Here is a 23,966-nt window from a genome sequence, read left to right as displayed (position 1 = left end):
TGAGCCCGGCCCTTGCGTCAAAACCGGATCGACGCCCGTTCAGCGTCAGTTCAGCCCTTCGATGCCACGCAGCACATTGCTCAGCGGATCGTCGTCCTGCGATTCGGGCGCATTGGTGACGCCGCGCGCGCCGTTCCCGGACCCGGTGGCCTGCTGCGGGGCACTGACCGTCTGCGGCTGCTGCGCCTGTCGCTGACCGAGCGCCTGCGACAGCGCATCCGCCAGCGGCTCGCCGGATCCGCTGACGATCGGCTGACCCGCCGGGGCGCCGGGCGAATCACCCGCCATGTCGCTCAGCGCGGCGCTGAGCGCGTTGGCCAGCGAATCGTCTCCGCGGACGGACGGCGCCACACCGTCGCCGATGCGCGAGCCCTCGTCGCCGACGAAGCGGCCGAGCGGCTCGAACGGCATGCCTTCGTGGATCTCCGACATCACCGCCTGCCAGATCTCGGCCGGCAGCCCGCCGCCGGTCACGCCGGTGAGCGGGGTGTTGTCGTCATACCCCATCCAGACCCCGGTCACGAACTGATCGGTGAAGCCGATGAACCACGCATCGCGATAGGAGGAGGTGGTGCCGGTCTTGCCCGCCGCATCGCGTTCGCCCAGCTTGGCGCGCCCGCCGGTGCCGTTCTGTATCACCTCGCGCATCATGGAGATCAGCCCGGCCGCCGCCTGCTGAGAGATGACGCGCTGACCCATCCCGCCGGATTTCGCGATCATCGGGCTGTCCTCGCCCCGGATGCGCAGCTCGACCACACCGTAGGGACGCACCGCGCGGCCACCGTTGCGGATGCCGGCATAGGCGCCGGTCATTTCCAGCAGGGTGGAGTCGAACACGCCCAGACCCAGTGACGGCACGTTCGGCAGATCGGTGCCGACGCCGAATTCCTCGGCAATGCGCAGCACCGAATCGCGCCCAGCCTTTTCCTGCAAGCGGATGGTCGCTGTGTTCAGCGAGCGTGACAGCGCGGTGGTCAGCGTCACGTCGCCATAGAAGCGCCGCGTATAGTTCTGCGGCGACCAGTTGCGGATCGTGAGCGGCCCGTCATGGATGTAGTCCTGTGGGCTCATCCCCTGATCGAGCGCGGCGGAGAAGACGAAGGGCTTGAAGCTGGACCCGGTCTGTCGCTTTGCCTGCGTGGCGCGGTTGAACACGCCCTGAACGACTGTGTCGCGCCCGCCGATCATGGCCCGCACCGCGCCGTCGGCGGACAGCACGACGACCGCCGCCTCGGCCTTGGAGCCCGGCTTCACCTTTTCGTCGAAGATTTTTTTCAGCGCCGATTCGGCCGCCGCCTGCACCCGTTGGTCGAACGTCGTCAGGATCGTCACGTCCTCGGTGGTTTCGGTGGTCAGGAAGCCCGGACCCGATTCCATCAGCCAATCCGCGAAATACCCGCCCGCGCGGGCCTGCGCGGCCTGAGACAGCACCGCCGGGTTGGCGCGAGCCTGCTCATATTCTGCATCCGAGATCCGGTCCTGGTCATGCATCAGTTGCAACACCACGGCCGCCCGGTCCTGCGCCCGCTGGATGTTGGAGGTCGGCGCGAAATAGCTGGGCGCTTTCAGCAGCCCGGCCAGCATCGCGGCTTCGGCCACCGACACCTCGCTGGCGTGTTTGCCGAAATACCGCTCTGCCGCGGCCTCGAAGCCACGCGCGCCGCCGCCGAGATAGGAGCGGTTCATATAGATGCCCAGGATCTCGGCCTTGGAGTATTTCAGCTCCATTGCGAAGGAGAAGGGAACCTCCTTCACCTTTCGCCACAGCGTCGTGGTGCGGCAATCCGATTCGTATTCGGCTTCGTCCTTCCAGCGGGTCGGGTCGAAGGTTTCGCCCAGGCACAGCAGCTTGGAGACCTGCTGGGTGATCGTCGAGCCGCCATGACCTTCCAGCGGGCCGCGCCCCTCGGCCATGTTGATCTTCACCGCGCTGGCAATGCCGCGCGGATCGATCCCCAGATGGCTGTAGAAGCGGCGATCCTCGGTCGCCACAACGGCATCGCGCAGGGAGGGTGCGATCTGGTCTGGGTTGACGGTGCCGAAGGTCTCCCCCCGCCAGGCAAAGACCTTGCCCTCGCGGTCCAGCATCGTCACCCCGCCGCGCGCGCGGCCGTCGAACAGGGCCGATGGCTCCGGCAATTGCGAGAAATAGAAGAAGGTCGCCATGCCGATGATCAGGAAAACGGCAAGCGCCGAGAACCAGATCGTGCGGAAGAACGCCTTCCAGACCAGCGAGAAGAATCCCGTCACCCCGCGGGCCACGATATTGCCGCGCCGAACCGGCGCACGTCTGCCACGCCGTCCGCGCGGGGTATTGCCCGACGGCTTCTTCGGGTTGGAATAGCGACGTTCGGCCACGACGGGGCGGCGCTTGCGGGGAGGATTTGCCATGCCTGTATTCCTGCGCGACCGGTTCCCCCGGCCTGATTGAACCCAGCTTACACGAGGCCGGGCATGTTGCGAAGTCAAATGACCGGTATGTGAAATGCCTTGTGAACGGGCAGATTGTGACCGGGTTGCCCAAATGGACGGCGGGCCGCGCTTTCATGCCTGATTTCAGCGCGGAATGCTTGAGGATCGTGCAGTTCAACGGCCTCGTGGGCGGGATATTGCCCGTGCCGCGTCATGCGACATGCCGCGGGCAGACTGGCCCGAACAGAGGTGGACACATGATCCGAACGATTTTTCTTACAGCCGTGGCGGCGAGCGTGACCGCGTCCCCGGCGCTCGCGCAGGAGACGGCAGGGGCGCCGCCCGCCGTGACCGCCGAGGTCGCCTATATCTTCAATACACTGCTGTTCCTGATCGGCGGCTTCCTCGTGATGTGGATGGCGGCAGGCTTTGCCATGCTGGAAGCCGGGCTGGTGCGGTCCAAGAATGTCACCACGCAGCTCTTCAAGAACATCTCGCTCTTCTCCATCGCCGGGCTGATGTACTGGCTGATCGGCTACAACCTGATGTATCCCGGCGATGACGGGTGGAGTATCGCAGGCTGGATCGGCCAGCTCTTCTTACCCAAATCCATCGACCCGGTCGGCTCCGGCGTGGCGGGCGACGGCTACTCCGCCGCCTCGGACTTCTTCTTCCAGCTCATGTTCTGCGCGACCACCGCGTCGATCGTGTCCGGCACGCTGGCAGAGCGGGTGAAGCTGTGGCCGTTCATGATCTTCACGGTGATCCTGACCGGGCTGATCTACCCGATCGAGGCGTCCTGGGAATGGGGCGCGGGCTGGCTGGACCAGCTCGGCTTCTCCGATTTCGCCGGCTCGACGCTGGTGCATGCGGCCGGGGGCTTTGCGGCGCTCGCCGGTGCGATCGTGCTGGGGCCGCGCTTGGGTAAATACCGGGCCGATGGGCGGATGCAGCCGATTCTGGGCTCCAACCTCGCGCTGGCGACGCTGGGGACGTTCATCCTGTGGCTTGGCTGGTTCGGCTTCAACGGCGCATCCCAGCTCGCGCTAGGCAGCGTCAACGATGCCGCGGATGTCGGCCGGATCATCGTCAATACCAATGCCGCGGCCTCGGCCGGAGTGGTGGCGGCGATCCTCGCCACGCAACTGATGTTCGGCAAGATCGACCTGACCATGGTGCTGAACGGGGCGCTTGCCGGCCTCGTCGCGATCACGGCAGAGCCGCTGACCCCGTCCATTCCGGCCGCCATGCTGATCGGCGCCATAGGCGGCGTCATCGCCGTGGCCACGGTGCCGGTGCTCGACCGGCTGCGCATCGATGATGTGGTCGGCGCGATCCCCGTCCATCTGTTCGCCGGGATCTGGGGCACGCTGGCCGTTCCGATCACCAACGAGGCCACCAGCTTCGGCGTGCAGGCGCTTGGCGTGGCGGCGATCGGGGCCTTCGTCTTTTTCGTCAGCCTTGCCGTCTGGCTGGTGCTGAAAGCCACCACCGGCGTCCGCGTCGATCAGGAGGCAGAGATCACCGGTCTGGATGTCAGCGAGATGGGGATGGAGGCCTATCCCGATTTCGTTCAGGCGAAATAGTGAGGCGACCTGATTTCCTTTGCGCTGCCAGTTTGACGGGCCCGGCGGATTGCCGGGCCCGCTGCCGTCAAGCGATCGGTTTTCTTCTCAGCCAGCGAACAGAGTCGATGGCGAGAAAAAGAAGCAGGCTCAGACCCATGACCGGCATGGCCCATCCCGCGGCAAGCGCGACCACCGCCCAACATATGCGCGACCCCCGCCGCATTGCCGTCCAGGACGACATCAGCAGCGGAGGCGCAGCAACCGGGCGACGCTGCCACCACATCAGGTAGCCATAGACGATCAAGGTCATCAGGAGCATTGCGACACAGGCCATCACGAACTGGTTGGCCACGCCAAAAAGTATCCCCATATGGGCGTCAATGCCCCAGCGGACGAGCTTGGGGATCAGGCCAAATTCGGCGAAATCGGCCCGGCTGGTCACGCCGAAACCGTTCGGGTCCAGGGTGATCGTATCCACCTGGGTCGGCCAGCTGCGGTCATATTCCCGGACCATCCAGGCCTGTCCGGGTTTCGGCAGCCTGATTTCCAACAGCGCGGAGTCCAACCCCGCTTGCCGCGCCGTTGCGGCAACGGCGTCAAGTTCCGCCGTGCGATCCTCCCGCTCCGCCGCGGAGGGGGCCCCGTGACCAGCATGTCCGGCCTGTTCGGGAGGCGCGCCGTCGGGCCCGTGATCGAGCGCCAGCGTGACGGAGGGCGTCGTCCAGCCAAGCGCCTGCCGCATCGAGTTGATACGCGTGCCGGCCGCTTGCGACCAGGTCAGACCCGTGATGGAGATGAAAAGCAGAATGACCGACAGGGCTGCACCCAACGTCGCATGCACCCATCGCCGTCGCTGTGGGGGCGGCATCTGCGCCAGCGGCTTTCGCCGGCGCGGGCCGGTCAGCCACAGCGCCAACCCAACAAGAACGATCACACCCATCCAGGATGCGGCCAACTCGCTGTAGATCCGACCGGCATCGCCGAGCAGCAGGTTTCGGTGCAGATAGTCGATCGTCCGGCGCAGCGGCAGCACGCCACTGGTGCCGTAGGTGACGAGATCGCCGGTGATATCCAGCGTCACTGGATCGACAAAGACTGTCCGGTTCTCGGACGGGTTCAGCGCGGCGTCGGCGAACATGATCCGGGTCGTTTTGCCCGGCGCGGTGGCGGGGCGGACTGCCGAGATGTCCAGGTCTGCGTCCAGATAAACCTGGGCCGCGGAGGCTTGCGCGGCGAGGCTTTGCGGCGGTCCCTCGCTGCTTGTGGTGAGAATGTCGGCATAGAGCCGCTCCTCGATCTGCGGTGTGATGACGTAGAGAAAACCTGTCAGCGCGGCGATGAAGACGAACGGGCCGATCAGGAGGCCGGCATAGAAATGCAGCCGGACCAGGAAAGCGCGCCAGGATGTTGCGACGCGACGCGTCGGCGCGGATGCGTGGGACGATATGTCCATGATGAGAATATTCCATATGCTTGAAAACCGCGCTCGCAGGGAGCGCAGATGCGGCGGCGCGGTGCGCCGGCCGTCGGAGGTGGGCTGTTGCCCGGATGTTCAGCCGATGAGGGGAGGTCCGCGCGCCGGTGTGGCCGGGTCGCGTGCCCGCCCGGCGGCGCGCCGCACACGCGGCGTGACGATTCTGGCCGTAAACGCGATCTCCGTGGCGATCAGTGATGGCGCATGGCCGGGCAATGCCGCGGCGGATGCCAGATAGCATAGCGAGCAGTCGGCCCCGTGATGCGTCGGGGCGCTGCTGTCCGAACACAGATCAGCGAGTGCGCCGCCTGACAGCATGTAGGCCTCGACGAACATGTCCTGCCGATCCGGCCCCTGGCGCGTCATCGTGGCGGTGGCCATCGAGAGCGCCGCAAAGAGGACCGCTGCGAGGCAGGCCAACCTTCGCGCCGCACGCAGGCGCGATGCGATCCGGTTCTTTGCGCGGGCTGCGCGACGCTCAGGCGATCCGGGCAACGACGAAATCCGCAAGCTCGTCCAGGATGTCGCGGATCTCGCCCGCGGGCAGGCCTTTCAGCGCGGCGCGGGCCTTTTCCGACCAAGCGAGCGCATCGGCCCGCGCGTCGTCCATCGCGCCGTGTCGTGTCAGCAATGCGAAAGCCTGTTCTAGATCGCCAGCGCGCTGATCGCCCTTTTCAAACGTGCGCCGCCAGAAGGCGCGTTCTGCGTCGTCTGCCCGTGCGACCGCCTTGATGACCGGCAGGGTCAGCTTGCGTTCGCGGAAGTCGTCGCCAGTATTCTTGCCGATCACCGCGCTGCTGCCGCCGTAATCCAGCAGATCATCGGCGATCTGGAACGCAATGCCGAGCGCGTCGCCATAATCGAACAGTGCCCGCACCTGATCTTCCGGGGCATTGGCAATCACGCCGCCCACCTCGGTGGCAGCGGAAAACAGCGCCGCCGTCTTGCCCCGGATGATCTGAAGATAGACAGGTTCATCCGTGCCGAGATCCTGCGCCGCCGTGAGTTGCAGCACCTCGCCTTCCGAAATCGTGGCCGAGGCATTGGACAGGATCGTCAGCACCCGCATCACCCCGGTATCGGTCATCAATTGAAATGCCCGCGCCAGCAGATAGTCGCCCACCAGAACGCTGGACTTGTTGTCCCAAAGTAAATTCGCTGTCGGCCGGCCGCGGCGCTGCTGACTTTCATCGACCACATCGTCATGCAGCAGCGTCGCGGTGTGGATGAATTCCACCGTCGCGGCCAGATGGATGTGATAGGGGCCGTCATAGCCGCACAGCTTTGCCGCGGCGAGCGTGAGCAGCGGGCGCAGGCGTTTTCCGCCGGCCTCGACAAGATGCGCGGTCACCTCGGGAATGCGCGGCGCGTGTTGCGACTGCATACGCGCGCGGATCAACGCGTTGACGGCCGCCATCTCGGGCGCGAGCGCGTCCATCAGGCGGTCTGTCGGGGTCTGCGCTACGGCTGCGTCCATGGCCTTTACCTTTCCTTGCCTGCAATTGCCACGCGATGGACAGTGGTGCAACCGCCCTGTACCCTTCACGCGTGAAAGAACTGCTGCGCACCACCGATCCGCTTCGCCTTGTCCGTGCCCAGGACGTGCTCCGTTCGGACGGGATCGAGACCTATGCGCTCGACCAGCATATGAGCGTTCTGGAAGGATCGCTAGGCATTCTGCCGCGACGGCTGATGGTGGCCGACCGGGATCACTTCATGGCCAGTGCAATCCTGCGCGAACACGGTCTGGATGAGTGACGCCACGCGGATCGACGCGTTCCTGGGCGGGCGGCTGCAGATCGCGCAGCCGGTGCGCGGTTATCGCGCGGGGGCAGATGCGGTGATGCTGGCCGCCGCCTGTCCCGCGAAGTCCGGGCAGTCGGTGCTGGAACTGGGCTGCGGGGCGGGGGTCGCGGCGCTGTGCCTGATGACGCGGGTGGCCGGGCTGGACGTGACCGGGCTGGAACGCGATGCAGTATTTGCAGGGCTGGCGCGGGACAACGCGGCACGCAACCGGCTGAAGCTGTCAGTGGTGGAGGCGGATCTCGCGTCGCTGCCCGCGGAGTTGCGGGCGATCTCGTTCGATCACGTGATGATGAATCCGCCCTATTTCGACCATGGCACCGCGTCGGAAAACCGGCTCCGCGCCGGGCCGCGACATGAGGTCACACCGCTTCCCGTCTGGCTCGACGCGGCGCTGCGCCGTCTGCGTCCGGGCGGGAAAGTGACCGTCATACACCAGCCCGCGCGGCTGGAGGTGCTGCTGGCAGGATTGACCGGCCGGGCCGGCGACATCACCATCCGCCCGATCGCCGCGCGCGCCGGCCGGGAGGCCGGTCGGCTGATCCTGACCGCGCGCAAGGGCGCGCGCGGCCGGCTGCGGCTGATGTCGCCTTTCGTGATGCATGACGCCGACCGCCATCGGGGGGATCAGGAGGATCTGACGGCAGAGGCGCAGGCGGTTTTGCGCCATGGCGGGAAACTCAACGAATGAACCGGGTTAGGTCGTGACAGAATCGAACTTCTGTGATGCAATTGTCATATTCGGCAAGCCAGTAGGAGGACGATAATGTCGGTCGATTCCCATATCGAGAAACTCCGTGAGAAGCACGAGTCGCTTTCGAAGGCGGTTGAGCAGGCGCAGCGCGCGCCCGGCACGACCGATTTCGAGATTTCTGAGATGAAAAAGGAAAAACTGCGTCTCAAGGAGGAGATCACAAGGTTGAATCACTGACCAAGTCCAGATGATCCATAAGGCCCGCGCCCGGCGCGGGCCTTTCTCGTTTCTGTTACACAGTTCGGGTGGTGGCGGTCGGGGCGACGATCTGTTCTCCCGATCACGCCGCCGCCCTTCATCACAGGGGCCCGCGAGCCGGGCGGGATGCCGCCATGCGCTGTGACGCGGCCTCATGGGCAGAATAAGCCTTCAGATAAAAAAGCGGCGCGTTCTTCCGATGATCGGGAAGAACGCGCCGCAATCGGGCCGGATGTCCGTCGCGCGGACGAACGGCCTAGCTGAAGAACTGCGCTCCGTTGGCCGAGATGGTCGAGCCGGAGATAAAGCCCGAATCCTCGGAGGCGAGGAAGGCGACGCAGCGGGCGATCTCCTCCGGCTCGCCCAGACGGCCGACCGGGATCTGCGGAATGATGCGCTCGTTCAGCACTTTTGCGTCGATGGCGCGGACCATCTCCGTGCCGATATAGCCGGGCGCGATGGCATTCACGGTGATCCCGGCGCGCGCACCTTCCTGCGCCAGTGCGCGGGTGAATCCGATATCGCCGGCCTTCGCGGCAGAGTAGTTCGCCTGGCCCGCCTGACCCTTCTGGCCGTTGACCGAGCTGATATTGATGACGCGGCCGAATTTCCGGTCACGCATCCCGCCCCAGACGGCGTGGGTCATGTTGAACAGCCCCGTCAGGTTGGTGTCGATCACCTCTTTCCACTGCTGCGGGGTCATCTTGTGGAACATGGCGTCGCGGGTGATGCCGGCATTGTTGACCAGTACGGCCACGTCGCCCAGCTCCTGCTGGACCTGCTTCACGCCCTCCGCGCAGGCATCGTAATCCGCGACCGACCATTTGAAGGCCTTGATGCCGGTGTCATCGGTGAAGGCCTTGGCGGCATCGTCATTGCCGGCGTAATTCGCCGCGACCTCGTATCCCGCCTCCTTGAGCGCTTTCGAGATGGCCGCGCCGATTCCGCGGGTGCCGCCGGTCACAATGGCTGCTTTAGACATGATCTCTCCCCTCAACTGGTTTTCCTTGGAATATCATTGCAAGCTGTCGGGATGTTGCGCAACGGAATTGCGCAACATCTTCGGCCTGCGACCAATGATTCAGCGCTCCAGGCACATGGCGACGCCCATACCACCCCCGATGCAGAGCGTCGCCAGACCCTTTTTCGCATCGCGGCGGGCCATTTCGAACAGCAGCGTGTTCAGGATCCGCGCCCCGGACGCACCGATCGGATGGCCGATGGCAATCGCACCGCCATTGACGTTCACGATGGACGGATCCCAGCCCATGTCCTTGTTGACCGCGCAGGCCTGCGCCGCGAAGGCCTCATTGGCTTCGACGAGGTCCAGATCGCCGACCTGCCAGCCGGCCTTTTCCAGCGCCTTGCGGCTGGACGGGATCGGGCCGGTGCCCATGATCGCCGGATCTAGGCCTGCCGTGGCGTAGGAGGCGATGCGGGCCAGCGGGGTCAGCCCGCGGCGGTTCGCCTCTTCCTCGGTCATCACCATGACGGCGGCCGCGCCATCATTCAGGCCCGAGGCATTCGCCGCGGTCACCGAGCCGTCCTTGGTAAAGGCCGGGCGCAGCTTCTGCATCGCCTCGATCGTTGCGCCGTGGCGGATATATTCGTCATCTTCCACCACCGTGTCGCCCTTGCGGCCCTTTACCGTATAGGCGACGATCTCGTCCTTGAACTTGCCATCCTTCTGCGCGGCTTCAGCCTTGTTCTGGCTGCCGACGGCGAATTCGTCCTGCATCTCGCGCGAAATGTCCCACTGATCGGCCACGTTCTCCGCGGTCTGGCCCATGTGGTAATTGTTGAACGCATCCCACAGCCCGTCGCGGATCATGGTGTCGACCATCTTCATGTCGCCCATCTTCTGCCCGGCCCGCAGATAGGCGGCATGGGTGGACAGCGACATCGATTCCTGCCCGCCCGCAAGCACCACCTGCGCATCGCCCAGGATGACCTGCTGGGCCGCGAGAGCCACGGCGCGCAGCCCGGAGCCGCAAACCTGGTTCAGCAGCCAGGCGGCGGATTCCTTGGGCAGACCGGCATTGATATGCGCCTGACGCGCGGGGTTCTGGCCCTGGCCGGCGGTCAGCACCTGCCCGAGAATGGTCTCGCTGACCTCGGCCGGATCGACGCCGGCGCGCTTGACGACCTCGGCCAGCACGGCGGCACCCAGATCATGGGCGGGGACATTGGCGAAGGCGCCCAGGAAGCTGCCCACGGGGGTCCGGGCGGCAGAAACGATTACAGCGTTGGTCATCGGTAGATCCTTTCAAACATGCGAGCTTCGCGGGCTGAGTGCCGTCCCGTTCAACATGCCGAAGTGAGACCCAGCGTCAAGCCGATCCACCGACGGGCGCAACAAGGCAAACACGGGCCGGTCCGTCCGGCCGCGGAGCAGAAAAAGGTTAATCACGCTGATCGAACAGTTTCATGTCACGGCGCCGCTTTTCCGGCACGGCGGGCATGGCCAGCAGATGCTAGGCAAAACAGACATATGCTGGGGTGCGGTTTCGCGTCAGCCGGAGGCGGCGCGCGGGGACTTCCATGGCGGGGTGATGGTCGGTGCGCCGAAATAGAACCCCTGAAGGCAGTCGATCCCCATCTCGATCAGATAGGCGGCGTCATCCGCCGTCTCCACCGATTCGGCGACGGTAAACATGTCGAAATGATGTGCGATGGCTTGCAGCGCACCGGTCAGCACCTGATTGTCGGGCTGTTCGCAGATCTTGCGGATGAACTGGCCGTCGATCTTTATCATGTCGAAGCTGAATTCGCGGAGATAGCGGAACGAGGTGTGGCCGGCGCCGAAATCATCCAGCGCAAAGCTGGTGCCGCGTCCCTGCAGATCGCGCATGAACGGCACGACGAGTTCCGGCATGTCCATGGCCGAGCTTTCCGTCACCTCGAGCACGAGACGCTCCGCGATATGCTCGTCGCGGGCCAGTCCGCGGCGCAGCGTCTCCATCCAGACCGGGTTTCCGATCGACCGGGCAGACATGTTGATCGACAGCCGCATCCCGGAATCATGCTGCAGCGCGTCCAGCCCCATGCAGAGCGACAGGCAGTCGATGCGCCGGCCCAGCTCCGTCGTCTCCGCCATCGGCATGAAGTCGCGCAGTGGCACGAAACGCCCGGTATCGTCGATCACCCGGAACAGCCCTTCGTGAAACGCCGCCCGGCTGGGGCGGTCGGCCTGCACGATCGGCTGGTAGGCCAGCACAACGTCGCCGCGCGCGGCAGCGCGTTCGACCACCGCCATCGTGTCCTGCATCTTCTTGCGGATCACGTAATCCAGCGCCGAGACCGCCTGTTCGCCCTTGCTTTGCCCGTCATCCTGCATGCCTGCATCCTTGCTGTTCGAGGCCATGATGGGGATGATGTCCTAAGAACCGCTGAAGTCGCGGCCGAGACTGGATTAAGGATTAACCGGATGACCGAGCGTTGCGGCTGGTGCGGTGATGACCCGCTTTACGTGGCCTATCACGACACGGAATGGGGCGTGCCGGACTTCGATCCCCGCGCATTGTGGGAAAAGCTGGTGCTGGACGGGTTCCAGGCCGGGCTGAGCTGGATCACCATCCTGCGCAAACGCGACATGTTCCGCGAGGTGTTCGAGGGGTTCGACCCGGAGCGCGTCGCGGCCTGGAGCGAAAAAGATGTCGAAAATGCGCTGCAAAATCCCGGCATCATCCGCCACCGTGGCAAGATCGAAAGCACGGTGCGCGGGGCGCGGCTGTTCCTGGAGATCGAATCGGCCGAAGGATTCTCGCCCTGGCTCTGGGGGTTCGTCGGCGGGGCGCCGAGACAGAACCGCTTCGCGACGCTGGCCGAGGTTCCGGGCGCGACCCCGGAATCGGAGGCGATGTCGAAGGCGCTGAAGAAGCGCGGGTTCAATTTCTGCGGGCCGGTGATCTGCTATGCCTTCATGCAGGCGGTGGGAATGGTGAATGACCACCTGACCTGCTGCCACCGTCATGCGCCTGTCAGGGCGATGTCATCTCCGTGACGATCTGGCGGGCGGCGTCCGACGCCCAGTCGGCCGGGCCCATCAGCCGCGCGACCTCCTGCCCCTCACGGTCGATCAGGATCGTCGCGGGCATGGCAACCACGCCGAATTCGCGCGCCAGCCGCTGGCGCGGGTCCAGCAGGACCGGCAGCGCGTCAAGCGACGCCTCGTCGTAGAGTTTGCGGATGGCGGGCATCGGGTTGCGGCCCGAGGCGATGGTCACGACCTGGAAATCCGCGCCGCCAAACTCCTTTTGCAGCGTGTTCAGCGCTGGCATCTCCTCCCGGCAGGGGGCGCACCAGGTGGCCCAGAAATTCAGCAGCACCGCCTGGCCGCGATAATCCGCCAGGCTGCGCTCGCCACCGTCGGGATCGGTGAAGGTCAGATCGGTGACGGCCGCGCCGTCGCCCGCGACCAGTTCGATCCCGCCGGCGCGGGCCGCGTCGAGATCGATTTCACCGGCGAATGCCATATTTGCACCGGCAGCAAGCGCCGTATAAAGGATCACCCAACGCAGCATGTTCAACCTTTCGGACCAGATCAGATGACCGACGCCAAGACGCCCGACGACACAGCCAATGCCATGTGGGGCGGGCGCTTTGCCGCTGGTCCCGATGCGATCATGACGGCGATCAACGCCTCGATCGGGTTCGACCGGCGGCTTTACGCCCAGGACATCCGGGGCAGCCGGGCCCACGCCGCGATGCTGGCGGCTCGGGGCATCATCACCTCTAAAGATGCCGAGGCGATCCGGGAAGGTCTGCTCACCGTTTTGTCAGAGATCGAGGGCGGGAATTTCCCGTTCAGCGAGGCGCTCGAGGATATTCACATGAATGTCGAGGCGCGGCTGAAGGATCTGATCGGCGAGCCGGCCGGACGGCTGCATACCGGCCGGTCGCGCAACGACCAGGTGGCGACGGATTTCCGGCTCTGGGTGCGGGATCAATGCGATGCGGCGATTGACGGGCTGCGCGGGCTGATCGGCGCGGCACTCGGTCAGGCCGAGGCGGGGGCGGACTGGGTGATGCCGGGCTTCACCCATCTGCAGACCGCGCAGCCGGTCACCTGGGGCCATCACATGATGGCCTATGTCGAGATGTTTGGCCGCGATCTGTCGCGGTTTCAGGATGCGCGAAAGCGAATGAACGAGTCCCCGCTCGGGGCTGCGGCTCTGGCAGGGACGGGATACCCGATCGACCGCGACGCTACCGCGGCGGCTCTGGGTTTCGACCGCCCGATGGCCAACAGCTTAGACGCCGTGTCCGACCGGGATTTCGCGCTGGAGTTCCTGTCTGCGGCCAGCATCTGCGCCGTGCATCTGTCGCGTCTGGCGGAGGAGCTGGTGATCTGGTCCTCGGCGCAGTTCCGCTTCGTGTCCATGTCGGACAAATGGTCCACCGGCTCCAGCATCATGCCGCAGAAGCGCAACCCCGACGCGGCCGAACTGATCCGTGCCAAGATCGGGCGCATTCTCGGCGCGAACGTGGCGCTGTTCACGGTGATGAAGGGGCTGCCGCTGGCCTATTCCAAGGACATGCAGGAGGACAAGGAGCAGGTCTTTGACGCCGCCGATCACCTGATGCTCGCGCTGGCGGCAATGGCCGGGATGCTGGCCGATCTGACCGCCCATCGCGAGAAGATGGAAGATGCGGCTTCCGCCGGTTTTTCAACCGCGACGGACCTGGCCGACTGGCTGGTACGCGAGGCCGGGCTGCCTTTCCGCGACGCGCATCACGTGACCGGCTCGCTCGTGGCAATGGCTGAGGAACGGGATGTGGATCTGCCGGATCTGTCGCTCAAGGACATGCAGTCGGTCCATGATGCCATCTCCGATGACGTGTTCAACGTGCTGGGCGTGCACAACTCCGTCGCGTCGCGCCAGAGCTATGGCGGAACCGCCCCGGATCAGGTCCGCGCCCAGATCGCCAGATGGAAGGCCCTGCTATGAAGGTGATGCTGCTCTGCGCCGTGCTGGCGATGGGGGCCTGCGGCGTCGATGGCGTGCCGGAACGTCCCGAACCGCCCGCAGGTGTTGCAACCTCGGGTCAGGCCTCGGTCGGTCTCCGCGCCGATGATGTCTGATCTGACCCCGCTGCGCATCTGCTGGCTGGTGCTGGCGCTGATAGGCGCCGCTGTCGGCCTGCGCACGAATGGCGTTGCCGGGTCGGAGCTGGTGGCGATGGCGGCTTTGGGCATCTGGTGCCTGGTCGAAACCATGGTGCGCCGAAACTGGATGGCGCTCGTGACCCTGCCGGCGATGCTGCTGGGGATCGGCTGCGCCCTGCCGCTCTATCTCTTTCTCCGCTCGCGAAGGATCGCCTGATGGATCATTTCACCTATCGCGCCGGCGTTCTGTGCGCCGAGGAGGTTCCGCTGAGCCTGATCGCGGCGGATGTCGGAACTCCGGTCTATGTCTACTCCACCGCGACGCTGACGCGGCATTTCAAGGTGTTCCAAGAGGCGCTGTCCTGGACGGATCATCTGATCTGCTATGCGGTGAAAGCGAATTCCAACATCGCGGTGCTCAAGCTTCTGGGCGATCTGGGCGCCGGGATGGATGTCGTCTCCATCGGGGAATATGCGCGGGCCCGCGCGGCCGGCGTGCCCGGCGAGCGGATCGTGTTCTCGGGCGTCGGCAAGACGCGCGAGGAAATGCGGCTGGCGCTGGAGGGCGGCATCCGCCAGTTCAATGTCGAATCAGAACCGGAACTGCTGGCCCTGTCGGAGGTCGCGACGAGCTTGAACCTGCGGGCGCCGGTGGCACTTCGGGTCAACCCGGATGTCGATGCAAAGACACATGAGAAGATCGCCACCGGCAAATCCGAGAACAAGTTCGGCATCCCGATCGCCCGCGCCCGAGAGGTCTATGCCGGGGCGGCCGCGCTGAGCGGGATCGAGATATGCGGCATCGACATGCATATCGGCAGCCAGCTCACCGATCTCGACCCCTACCGTCAGGCCTATGCGAAGATGGCGACGCTGACGCGGGCGCTGCGCGATGACGGCCATGACATCCGCAGGCTCGACATGGGCGGCGGGCTAGGCATTCCCTATCGCCGCGACAACAACGCCCCGCCATTGCCCATCGAATACGGTCAGGTCATCCGCGAGGCGGTGGGCGATTTGGGTTGCGAGATCGATATCGAACCCGGCCGCAACATCGCCGGGAATTCCGGTGTGCTGCTCAGTTCCGTGATCTACGTGAAACGCGGCGGTGATCGCGATTTCCTGATCCTCGATGCGGCGATGAATGACCTGATCCGCCCGGCCATGTATGGTGCGCATCACGATCTTGTCCCAGTGATCGAGGCGGCGCCCGGTGCCGACCGCGCCGCCTATGACGTGGTCGGTCCGGTCTGCGAGACGGGGGACATCTTCGAAAAGGGCGCAGCCCTGCCGCCGTTGGGGCCCGGCCAGCTTGTCGCGTTCCGATCGGCCGGGGCTTACGGTGCGGTCATGGCGTCGGAATACAATACGAGGCCGCTGATCCCCGAAGTTCTGGTTCACGGCGATCAGTTCGCGGTCATCCGGCCGCGCCCCTCCCTGGAGGAGATCCTTGCGCGCGAAGCCCTGCCGGAGTGGCTCTGAGCCGCAGGAATCGCTTGCCGCGCCGGCCCCGGGGCATCAGGATAAGCCTGATGGACCCGCGCATCCCCGATGATCCTCGCCTGCCCGGACTGACCCGCGCCCTGCGCCTGACGCGCGCCGGGCTGTGGTGGGAGGCGTTGGCGCGCGCATTCTGGCCGCTGGTGACGCTGATCCTGCTGCTGATCGCCGGGTTGAGCTTCGGCGCGGCGCAGGCCATTCCCGATGCGATGCGGCCCACTGCAGGGATCGCAGTGCTGGTCGCGATTCTGGCGGTGCTGATCTGGAACGGCTTTCGCTTCCGCCAGCCCACCCGCGACGCGGCGGAGCGGCGGCTGGATCGCAGCCTGCCGGGGCGGCCGCTTTCGGCGCTGCGAGACAATCCCGCCATCGGTGGCGACGGGGCGTTGTGGCAGGCGCATCGCGCGCAGATGGTTCAGCGCGCGCGCGGCGCGCGGCGGGTGTCGGCGGATGCGCAGCTTTCCCGCCGTGACCCCTTCGCCTTTCGCCTGGCCGGGCTGACGGCGGTGGCGATGGCGCTGCTGTTCGGCAGTGCTGCCCAGATCGGGCAGGGCTTGGCGGCACTGGCCCCGTCGCGGCCCGCGGCGGAGACGCCGCTTCAGGCCGTGCCCGACGGGCTCGGCTGGGAAGGCTGGGCCGAGCCGCCCGCCTACACCCGCAAGCCGACCATCTATCTCAACCGCCACCCGGACGGCACGGTGCTGGACCTGCCCGAAGGCAGCCGCATCAGCCTGCGTCTGTATGGCGACCACACGGAGGTGACGCAGGATGTCGGACAGGCAGAGCCCGGCGGTGATGCGCGTGCCCCGCAATTCCGGGTCGAGCAGGATGGCATGCTCAGCATCGGTGATCGGCAGATCCAGATCGCCGTGCGCCCCGACGACGCGCCGCAGATTGCGCTCGGCCCGCCGGCGGAGCGGCGCGCAGACGGACGGCTGATCCAGAGCTTCTCGGCGCAGGATGATTTCGGCCTGACCGAGGGGAAGGCGGAGATCACGCTCGATCTGGCCCGCGTGGACCGCCGTCACGGCCTCGAAGCCGCGCCGGAAACACGCCCGCCCCTGCGCCTCGCGCTGCCCATTCGTGGCGCGCGCGCGCAGTTCGAGGGCCAGCTCGATGCCGATCTGAAGAAACATGCCTGGGCCAACCTGCCGGTCGAGATCCGGCTGAACGTGCAGGACGGAATCGGACAGACCGCGCAATCCGAGGTGCTGGCGATGGATCTGCCCGGCCGCAGGTTCTTCGACCCGATGGCGGCCGCGCTGATTGAGCTGCGCCGCGACATCATGTGGTCGCGCGAGAATGCGCCGGACGCGGGCCGGCTGCTGCGGGCGATCATCTGGCAGCCCGATGACTTCATCCGCCGCCCGATGATCGGGGAGCTTCGCGCCATCATAGCCGGGCTGGAAACCGAGGATCTGACCGACGCGCAGCGCGATGCCCTGGCCGAGGCATTGTGGCGCGTGGCGGTGGAGTTCGAGGATGGCGGGCTGGCCGATGCGCTAGAGCGGATGCGGCGGGCACAGGATCGGCTGGCCCAGGCCATGCGCCGGGGGGCCTCGCCGGACGAAATCCGCGAGCTGATGGACGAGCTGCGCCGTGCCACGGACGATTATCTGGACCGGCTGGCCGAGCAGGGCGGCAATCCCGCAGACCGCTTCGATCAGTCCCCCGCCCAGATGATGAGCGGCGACCAGATCCAGCAGATGATGGACGAAATCCAGCGCCTGATGAATGAGGGCCGGATGGCCGAGGCGCAGGCCCTGCTGGAGCAGTTCAACCGGATGATGGAAAACATGCAGGTCCGGCAGGGCGAGGGGCAGGGAGAGGGGGAGCGTCGCGGCTCCTCCGGCCGGATGGCGGAGACGCTGCGCGAACAGCAGGATCTGGCGGATGAGGCCTATCGCGATTTGCAGGACGAATGGATGGGTCTCGACGGCGAAAGCCCGACCCAGCCCGGCGCGGCGGGAGAAGGCGAGGGCGCAGGCGAGGGCGAGAACCCGCAGAGCCTCGCCGAGCGGCAACGCCAGCTTCGCGACGATCTGGGTCTGCAACGCGGATTGCTGCCCGAGCGCGGCACGGCCGAGGGCGACGCGGCCGGCGAGGCGATGGATCGGGCTGGACGCGCCATGCAGCGGGCCGAGGAGGCGCTGGAAAACGGCGACATGGCGGGCGCGCTCGACAGGCAGGCCGAAGCGATCGAGGCGCTGCGCGACGGGATCAGGGCGCTCGATCAGGGCCAGCAGCGGGCCGACGGGCAGCAGCAGGGCCAGCAGGGCCAGGGTCAGGGCACGCTGGATCAGCAGCGTCGCGGCGGTCAGCAGGGGCAGGGGCAACGCGGGTTGTCCGCGCCGCGCCGCGACCCGCTGGGCCGGGCGATGCAGGGCACGGGCGGCGGCATCTCTACCGACGAGGAGATGGCAAGCCCCGAAACCGGCGATGACCGGGCCCGCGATCTGCAGGCCGAAATCCGGCGCCGCCTGGGCGAGCGCAGCCGCCCGCAGGACGAGCGCGATTACCTGGACCGGCTGATCGACCGTTTCTGACATAAGTTGGTGGACAGCCACGCCCGAGTTGCGCCAATTTGCGCAAGGGCATGTTTTTGCTGAAAAGCTGCGGATTGCCCCGGATAAGGCAAGGGCGTCGTGATGCTACGTCACACTTGATTTATGTCATAAATGCTATAAGCGCCCGCAACCATGCGCGAACGAGGAGACAGAATCGCATGATCAAGGAATTCAAGGACTTTATTGCCAAGGGCAATGTCATGGACATGGCCGTCGGTATCATCATCGGTGCCGCCTTCACGGCTATCGTCACCTCGCTGGTGTCCGATCTGATCAACCCGATCATCGGTCTGATTACCGGCGGCACGGATTTTTCCGACAAGTACTGGGTGCTGTCGGGCCCTGCGCCTGAAAACGCCTCGCTTCAGGCCGCGCGCGACGCGGGCGCGAACGTGTTCGCCTATGGCGCCTTCTTCTCGGCCGTGATCAACTTCCTGATCATTGCCTTCGTGGTCTTCCTGCTGGTCAAGGCCGTGAACCGGATCAAGGATGCGGCCGTGGCGGAGAAGGAAGAGGAAGCCGTGGCCGGCCCGAGCTCGGAAGAGCTGCTGGCCCAGATCCGCGACGAGCTGCGCGCCCGTCCGCAGGTCTGATCCCGCTTGCGGATCGACTAGAACTTGCCGGGAGGGTCGGCCCTCCCGGCTTTTTTCATGCCGTCAGAGCAGGCTGTCCGCAGCGATGCTGTCAATGCCGAGGGCGGCGCCGACCGGCGCGGAGGTCAGCTTGCCCTCATGGGTCGAAAGCCCCGCGCGCAGATGTGCGTCGTCCCGGATCGCCTGCTGCCAGCCCTTGTCGGCCAGGGCCAGAAGGAAGGGCATCGTGGCATTGCCGAGCGCCTGGGTCGAGGTGCGCGGCACGGCGCCGGGCATGTTGGCGACGCAATAATGCACGATCCCGTCCACCTCGTAGATCGGATCCTGATGCGTGGTCGGGCGCGAGGTCTCGAAACAGCCGCCCTGATCGATGGCCACATCGACCAGCACCGCACCGGGCTTCATGATCGAAAGCTGCTCGCGCGTCACCAGCTTGGGCGCCGCGGCCCCCGGCACCAGCACCGCGCCGATCACCATGTCGGCGGTGGGCAGCAGTTCCGCCGTGGCGGCCGCGGTGGCGAATTGCGTGGTCAACTGGCCGAGGAACACGTCGTCCAGATAGGACAGGCGCGGGATCGAGCGGTCCATGATCGTGACATTCGCCCCCATCCCGACCGCGACCCGTGCCGCCGCGGTGCCGACCACGCCGCCGCCGATGATGACGACATTGGCCGGCCGGACCCCCGGCACGCCCCCCAGCAGCACGCCTTCGCCGCCATTGGCCTTTTGCAGCGCCCATGATCCGGCCTGCGGGGCGAGACGGCCCGCGACTTCCGACATCGGCGCCAGCAGCGGCAGCCCGCCGCGCGCATCGGTCACGGTTTCATAGGCGATCGAGGTGACGCCGGAGTCCAGCAGGTCGCGGGTCTGATCGGGATCCGGGGCCAGGTGCAGATAGGTGAACAGGATCTGGCCCTGCCGCAGCATGGCGCGTTCCGGCGCCTGCGGCTCCTTCACCTTCACGATCATGTCGGCGCGGTCGAACACCGTCCTGGCGTCGGGCGCGATCTCGGCCCCGGCCTCGACGTAGTCCTCGTCGGTATATCCCGCGCCCAGCCCGGCCCCGGTCTGGACCAGCACCTTGTGGCCGCGCAGGATCGCCTCGCGGGCGGCATCGGGGCGCAGCCCCACGCGAAATTCCTGCGGCTTGATTTCGGTCGGGCATCCAATCAGCATCTTGTCCTCCTGCAAGTCATGGCCGCGTGCGGCCTTGCGCGAATCCTGCCACAGACCGGGATGAAGATTCTGCGAAACTCGGGCTTGCGAGATTTCGAGCGGGGGAGAATATTGCGCAGATCACGCGTTCCACGGGAGAAATCGTTGCCTTGACCGAAACCGACGCCACAGATCACCGGATTCTGACGATCCTGCAGAAGAACGGCCGAATCACCAATGCCGAGCTGGCGCAGCGGGTGAACCTGTCCGCCTCTGCCTGCCATCGGCGGGTGCAGCGGCTGGAACAGCTGGGGGTCATCACCGGCTATGCCGCGATGCTGGATCGCCGCAGCCTGGGGCGCCCGACCACGGTGTTCGTGGAGATCACCCTGTCCGGCCAGGCGACGGAACTGCTGGAGGGGTTCGAGCGTGCGGTCCGTGCGATACCCGACATGCTGGAATGTCACCTGATGGCGGGAACGGCGGATTACCTGCTGAAGCTCGTGGTCCGCGATACCGAGGATTTCGCGCGCATCCATCGCCAATATCTGGCTCGCCTGCCCGGCGTGGCACAGATGCATTCGTCCTTCGCGCTCAGGACCGTGGCGGAAACCACGGCCCTGCAGCTTTGATGCGATCTACTGGACGGCCGATTCCACCGGCGAGGCGGCCGCCGCGCTGACCGGCATGGCGGCCGCGACAGGCTCCTCCGGCGCGGCGGGCTGCGCGTTCGGGTTCAGGTTGCGGCCGATCACGCCCTCGCGAGAGGCCAGCCGGCCATACTCGAAGGTCAGCGTATTGGGCCCGCCGGAAATGCGCATCACGCCGTCTTCGTAGCTGATGCGGTTGGCCACGCGCAGCGCGTTGAAGAACGCGGTCTCCTGCGCGCTCCAGCGACAGGGCTGGCCGGCGGTCTGGATCTCGCCCACTGCGATTTCCGGCGGCGTGCCGGTGATCGGCGCCGCGAAGCTGCTGCATCCGGTGCGGCCGCTGATCTGGGTCGGCGTGATGGTCATGGTGGTATGACGGACGCTCAGCACGTCGCCGCCGATATTGAACAGGACGTAATCGCCGGTCGGAATGGTGGAGTAGGGTTCGTCCGGGGTCGCGGTGGCGGTCGGTTCGCAGGCGGCGAGCGCAACGGTGGCAAGCGCGGCTGCAGTCAGTTGGCGGAACATGCGGCGTCTCCGATATTAACGAATCAAGGTCATTGAAGCCGGAATTGCACCGCCTTGTTCAAGGGTCAACTCACTGAAATGTCAGCCAAGAGGCGGCAATGCAACGATTTCGGGGCCCGAAATCGGCTTGCCGCATGGATTATCAACGTGCTGGCCGGAAACCGGCCGCGGCCCGCAGCGATGCTTTCACAGCGCAGCAGGTGACACTTATGGGCAACTCTGTTGCCCGCAAGCCACGCTGAAAGCGGCGATTGCAGTTGCGGCCGGTCCCGCCGCCGCTACTGTCGCCTCATGCTCGGCCTTGATCCTGCGCTGTTTTGGTTCGTCTTCGCCGTGACCGGGATCGCCGGTTTCGTGAAAGGCGCAGTCGGCTTTGCCATGCCGATGATCATGATGTCGGCCTTTGCCTCGGTGATGTCGCCACAGCTTGCGCTGGCGGCCCTGATCCTGCCGACGCTGGTGACGAATATCGTCCAGGCCGGGCGGCAGGGCGTCGGGGCGGCAAGCGGCTCGATCCGGCGCTTCCGCTGGCATATCGCGATGGTCTGCATATTCATCGTGGTCTCGGCGCTGTTCGTCCGGTCGGTGCCGCAAAGCCTGATGTATCTGACGCTGGGCGTGCCGATCATTGCCTTCGCCGTCTGGCAATTGTCAGGACGGCCGCTGCGGTTGCCGATCGGCCGTACCCGCCGCGCGGAGATCTGGTCCGGGATCATCGGCGGGCTCTATGGCGGGATCTCGGGCATCTGGGGCCCGCCGCTGATCGTCTATCTGCTGTCCATCGGCGTCAGCAAGACCGAGCAGATGCGGGTGCAGGGCGTCGTCTTCCTGCTTGGCGCGGTGGTGCTGTTCGTGGCGCATCTGTTTTCCGGCGTGCTCAACGCCAGCACGTTGCCGCTCTCGGCCATTCTGGTGCTGCCGGGGCTGGCCGGGATGCTGGCCGGGTTATGGGTGCATGACCGGCTGGACGTGGACCAGTTCCGCCGCTGGACGCTGGTGCTTCTGGTGCTGACGGGGCTGAACCTCGTGCGGCGCGGTCTGGAAATCCTCGCGTGCTGAGGCTAGGCCTGTGTCATCTGTGGGAGAGCCGATCGTGACCGACGCCGCTGAACTGACCGCGCAACTGATCCGCTGCCCTTCGGTGACACCGCAGGAGGCGGGGGCGCTGACCCTGCTTGAGGATCTGCTGACGGATGCCGGGTTCGACTGCACGCGGGTCGACCGGAACGGTACGCCCAACCTCTTCGCCCGCTGGGGTGCCAAGGATGCCGAACACAGCTTCGGCTTCAACGGTCACGTCGATGTCGTGCCGCCGGGCGATCTGGCAAGCTGGACGCATCCGCCGTTTTCCGGGCTGATCGACTCCGATGGGATCATTTGGGGCCGTGGCGCGACGGACATGAAATCGGGCGTGGCGGCCTTCGCGGCGGCGGCCATCGACTTCGTGACCGCGACACCGCCGGATGGCGCGATCATTCTTGCCATCACCGCCGATGAGGAAGGGCCGGGCCGGGACGGAACCATCGCGCTGCTCGACTGGATGGCGGAACAGGGCGAGCAAATGTCGGTCTGCCTCGTAGGCGAGCCGTCCTGTCCCGAACAACTCGGCGACATGATGAAGATCGGCCGGCGCGGTTCGGTGACGTATCGGGTGACGGCGCGTGGCGTGCAGGGTCATGCCGCCTATCCGCATCTGGTGCGCAACCCGCTTCACGCGCTGTGCTGGTTTCTGGACGGGCTGGCCTCGACCCCGCTAGACGAAGGGTCGGACCATTTCCAGCCCTCCAGCCTTCAAGTCACGACCGTGGATTGCGGCAACGAGGCGGTGAACGTGGTGCCCGAAATGGCGACGGCCACGTTCAACATCCGCTTCAACGATCTGCACACGCCCGACAGTCTTGATGCGGAGATCCAGCGGCGCGCGGCGAAGATCAGCGGCGAATCCGGCGTGGCGTTGCTGCTCACGCCCCATGTCAGCGGCGAAAGCTTCCTGACCGAGCCGGGCCCCTTTGTCGATCTGGTGCGCGAGGTGGTCGAGGCCGAGACCGGGCTGCGCCCGGAGCTGTCCACCTCCGGCGGCACCTCGGATGCGCGCTTTGTCAAGGATCACTGCCCGGTGGTGGAGTTCGGCCTGGTGGGAAGGCTGATGCACCAGGTCGATGAGCGGGTCCCGGCGCAGGAGGTGCGCGCGCTGCAGGCCATCTATCGCCGGATCCTGGAAAGATATTTCGCATGAGGGTCGAACTGACCCGCGATCTGGCCACCTGCCACGCGCTGCGCCGCGAGGTCTTCATCGACGAGCAGGGCGTGTCGGAAGCGGAGGAGTTGGACGATCTGGATCACGCCGCGCTGCATGTGCTGGGCTGGGTGGGAGACGACGCAGTGGCCACGGCGCGGCTCGTGGTGTCGGGCGATCAGGCCAAGATCGGGCGTGTCTGCGTGCTGCGCGCGCATCGCGGCACCGGCGCCGGTGCCACGATCATGCGGGGTGCGCTCGACATCCTGCGCCAGCGCGGAATCCGCACGGCGAAATTGGCGTCGCAGGTTCACGCCTTGCCCTTCTATGAAAAGCTCGGATTCGTCGCTTATGGGCCTGAATTCCTTGACGCGGGCATTCCGCATCGCGACATGACGCTGGAACTCTGATCGCGCCGC

Annotated in this window: 25 protein-coding genes; 15 read left to right on the top strand and 10 right to left on the bottom strand. The window is 65.9% G+C overall.

Going from position 1 to position 23,966, the window contains the following annotated elements:
• Positions 1-45: 45 nt before the first annotated feature.
• Positions 46-2,391 (bottom strand): transglycosylase domain-containing protein, encoded by a 2,346-nt coding sequence (locus tag BLT73_RS10700; RefSeq protein ID WP_090523738.1) that lies wholly within the window; start codon positions 2,389-2,391, stop codon positions 46-48.
• 278 nt (positions 2,392-2,669) lie between these two features.
• On the opposite strand from BLT73_RS10700, the gene amt reads away from it, so the two are divergent.
• Positions 2,670-3,998, top strand: coding sequence for an ammonium transporter (gene amt, locus BLT73_RS10695; RefSeq protein WP_090523736.1), 1,329 nt, complete (start codon positions 2,670-2,672; stop codon positions 3,996-3,998).
• Between the two features lie 67 nt (positions 3,999-4,065).
• Here the strand turns inward: amt and BLT73_RS10690 are convergent, their stop codons facing one another.
• The 3 genes from BLT73_RS10690 to BLT73_RS10680 all read right to left on the bottom strand — a co-directional run bounded on the left by BLT73_RS10690 (position 4,066) and on the right by BLT73_RS10680 (position 6,931).
• Positions 4,066-5,433 (bottom strand): PepSY-associated TM helix domain-containing protein, encoded by a 1,368-nt coding sequence (locus tag BLT73_RS10690; protein ID WP_090523734.1) that lies wholly within the window; start codon positions 5,431-5,433, stop codon positions 4,066-4,068.
• 99 nt (positions 5,434-5,532) lie between these two features.
• Positions 5,533-5,874: a DUF2946 family protein gene (locus BLT73_RS10685; protein WP_342705165.1), complete on the bottom strand. Its 342-nt coding sequence runs from the start codon at positions 5,872-5,874 to the stop codon at positions 5,533-5,535.
• A 58-nt stretch (positions 5,875-5,932) separates the two neighbouring features.
• Entirely contained in the window at positions 5,933-6,931 is a 999-nt protein-coding gene (locus BLT73_RS10680) for a polyprenyl synthetase family protein (protein ID WP_090523731.1), read from the bottom strand.
• A 71-nt stretch (positions 6,932-7,002) separates the two neighbouring features.
• On the opposite strand from BLT73_RS10680, the gene BLT73_RS10675 reads away from it, so the two are divergent.
• The 3 genes from BLT73_RS10675 to BLT73_RS10665 all read left to right on the top strand — a co-directional run bounded on the left by BLT73_RS10675 (position 7,003) and on the right by BLT73_RS10665 (position 8,188).
• Positions 7,003-7,212: a putative signal transducing protein gene (locus BLT73_RS10675; protein ID WP_090523729.1), complete on the top strand. Its 210-nt coding sequence runs from the start codon at positions 7,003-7,005 to the stop codon at positions 7,210-7,212.
• Positions 7,205-7,948, top strand: a complete 744-nt coding sequence (locus BLT73_RS10670) for a tRNA1(Val) (adenine(37)-N6)-methyltransferase (protein ID WP_090523728.1) — start codon at positions 7,205-7,207, stop codon at positions 7,946-7,948. The genes BLT73_RS10675 and BLT73_RS10670 overlap by 8 nt, the downstream gene beginning before the upstream one ends.
• Positions 7,949-8,023: 75 nt before the next feature.
• Complete coding sequence (locus BLT73_RS10665) at positions 8,024-8,188, top strand: YdcH family protein (RefSeq protein WP_090523727.1); 165 nt, start codon at positions 8,024-8,026, stop codon at positions 8,186-8,188.
• A gap of 277 nt (positions 8,189-8,465) precedes the next feature.
• On the opposite strand, the gene phbB is transcribed toward BLT73_RS10665, so the two are convergent.
• The 3 genes from phbB to BLT73_RS10650 all read right to left on the bottom strand — a co-directional run bounded on the left by phbB (position 8,466) and on the right by BLT73_RS10650 (position 11,546).
• Entirely contained in the window at positions 8,466-9,191 is a 726-nt protein-coding gene (gene phbB / locus BLT73_RS10660) for an acetoacetyl-CoA reductase (RefSeq protein ID WP_090523725.1), read from the bottom strand.
• A 99-nt stretch (positions 9,192-9,290) separates the two neighbouring features.
• Positions 9,291-10,463 carry an acetyl-CoA C-acetyltransferase gene (locus BLT73_RS10655; RefSeq protein ID WP_090523724.1) on the bottom strand — a complete coding sequence of 391 codons (1,173 nt, stop codon included), beginning with the start codon at positions 10,461-10,463 and terminating at the stop codon, positions 9,291-9,293.
• A 258-nt stretch (positions 10,464-10,721) separates the two neighbouring features.
• Positions 10,722-11,546 (bottom strand): EAL domain-containing protein, encoded by an 825-nt coding sequence (locus BLT73_RS10650; protein WP_090523964.1) that lies wholly within the window; start codon positions 11,544-11,546, stop codon positions 10,722-10,724.
• Between the two features lie 90 nt (positions 11,547-11,636).
• Between BLT73_RS10650 and BLT73_RS10645 the strand changes: the two genes are divergently transcribed.
• Positions 11,637-12,212, top strand: coding sequence for a DNA-3-methyladenine glycosylase I (locus BLT73_RS10645; protein ID WP_176805044.1), 576 nt, complete (start codon positions 11,637-11,639; stop codon positions 12,210-12,212).
• Here the strand turns inward: BLT73_RS10645 and BLT73_RS10640 are convergent.
• A complete protein-coding gene (locus tag BLT73_RS10640; protein WP_176805042.1) occupies positions 12,190-12,732 on the bottom strand; it encodes a TlpA family protein disulfide reductase in 543 nt (180 codons plus the stop codon). The two genes, BLT73_RS10645 and BLT73_RS10640, sit on opposite strands and share 23 nt — an antisense overlap.
• 24 nt (positions 12,733-12,756) lie before the next feature.
• On the opposite strand from BLT73_RS10640, the gene argH reads away from it, so the two are divergent.
• The 6 genes from argH to mscL all read left to right on the top strand — a co-directional run bounded on the left by argH (position 12,757) and on the right by mscL (position 18,978).
• On the top strand, positions 12,757-14,160 hold the full coding sequence (gene argH, locus BLT73_RS10635) for an argininosuccinate lyase (RefSeq protein WP_090523722.1): 1,404 nt from the start codon (positions 12,757-12,759) through the stop codon (positions 14,158-14,160).
• Positions 14,157-14,294 (top strand): hypothetical protein, encoded by a 138-nt coding sequence (locus tag BLT73_RS17305; RefSeq protein ID WP_176805040.1) that lies wholly within the window; start codon positions 14,157-14,159, stop codon positions 14,292-14,294. Before argH ends, BLT73_RS17305 begins: the two co-directional genes overlap by 4 nt.
• Positions 14,284-14,535, top strand: a complete 252-nt coding sequence (locus BLT73_RS10630) for a DUF2834 domain-containing protein (protein WP_090523720.1) — start codon at positions 14,284-14,286, stop codon at positions 14,533-14,535. Before BLT73_RS17305 ends, BLT73_RS10630 begins: the two co-directional genes overlap by 11 nt.
• Positions 14,535-15,800 (top strand): diaminopimelate decarboxylase, encoded by a 1,266-nt coding sequence (gene lysA, locus BLT73_RS10625; RefSeq protein ID WP_090523718.1) that lies wholly within the window; start codon positions 14,535-14,537, stop codon positions 15,798-15,800. The genes BLT73_RS10630 and lysA overlap by 1 nt, the downstream gene beginning before the upstream one ends.
• 50 nt (positions 15,801-15,850) lie before the next feature.
• The gene (locus BLT73_RS10620) at positions 15,851-18,364 is read left to right on the top strand and encodes a DUF4175 domain-containing protein (protein ID WP_090523717.1); all 2,514 of its coding nucleotides are present in this window, start codon (positions 15,851-15,853) and stop codon (positions 18,362-18,364) included.
• 179 nt (positions 18,365-18,543) lie between these two features.
• A complete protein-coding gene (gene mscL / locus BLT73_RS10615; RefSeq protein ID WP_090523715.1) occupies positions 18,544-18,978 on the top strand; it encodes a large conductance mechanosensitive channel protein MscL in 435 nt (144 codons plus the stop codon).
• Between the two features lie 63 nt (positions 18,979-19,041).
• On the opposite strand, the gene ald is transcribed toward mscL, so the two are convergent.
• Positions 19,042-20,154, bottom strand: coding sequence for an alanine dehydrogenase (gene ald, locus BLT73_RS10610; RefSeq protein ID WP_090523960.1), 1,113 nt, complete (start codon positions 20,152-20,154; stop codon positions 19,042-19,044).
• A gap of 149 nt (positions 20,155-20,303) precedes the next feature.
• On the opposite strand from ald, the gene BLT73_RS10605 reads away from it, so the two are divergent.
• Positions 20,304-20,765 (top strand): Lrp/AsnC family transcriptional regulator, encoded by a 462-nt coding sequence (locus tag BLT73_RS10605; protein WP_090523713.1) that lies wholly within the window; start codon positions 20,304-20,306, stop codon positions 20,763-20,765.
• 6 nt (positions 20,766-20,771) lie between these two features.
• Here the strand turns inward: BLT73_RS10605 and BLT73_RS10600 are convergent, their stop codons facing one another.
• Positions 20,772-21,311 carry an META domain-containing protein gene (locus BLT73_RS10600; RefSeq protein WP_090523712.1) on the bottom strand — a complete coding sequence of 180 codons (540 nt, stop codon included), beginning with the start codon at positions 21,309-21,311 and terminating at the stop codon, positions 20,772-20,774.
• A 291-nt stretch (positions 21,312-21,602) separates the two neighbouring features.
• Here BLT73_RS10600 and BLT73_RS10595 point away from each other — a divergent pair, with 291 nt between their 5' ends.
• From BLT73_RS10595 to BLT73_RS10585, 3 genes are read left to right on the top strand one after another with little or no spacing between them, the layout of a single operon-like run.
• Positions 21,603-22,370 carry a sulfite exporter TauE/SafE family protein gene (locus BLT73_RS10595; protein WP_090523710.1) on the top strand — a complete coding sequence of 256 codons (768 nt, stop codon included), beginning with the start codon at positions 21,603-21,605 and terminating at the stop codon, positions 22,368-22,370.
• 31 nt (positions 22,371-22,401) lie between these two features.
• Positions 22,402-23,547 carry a succinyl-diaminopimelate desuccinylase gene (gene dapE / locus BLT73_RS10590; RefSeq protein ID WP_090523959.1) on the top strand — a complete coding sequence of 382 codons (1,146 nt, stop codon included), beginning with the start codon at positions 22,402-22,404 and terminating at the stop codon, positions 23,545-23,547.
• Positions 23,544-23,957 carry a GNAT family N-acetyltransferase gene (locus BLT73_RS10585; RefSeq protein WP_090523708.1) on the top strand — a complete coding sequence of 138 codons (414 nt, stop codon included), beginning with the start codon at positions 23,544-23,546 and terminating at the stop codon, positions 23,955-23,957. Before dapE ends, BLT73_RS10585 begins: the two co-directional genes overlap by 4 nt.
• The last annotated feature ends 9 nt before the right edge of the window (positions 23,958-23,966 follow it).

The organism is Paracoccus isoporae (genome assembly GCF_900101865.1).
Taxonomy (GTDB): Bacteria; Pseudomonadota; Alphaproteobacteria; order Rhodobacterales; family Rhodobacteraceae; genus Paracoccus; species Paracoccus isoporae.
This window is presented reverse-complemented; position numbering and strand designations above follow the sequence as displayed.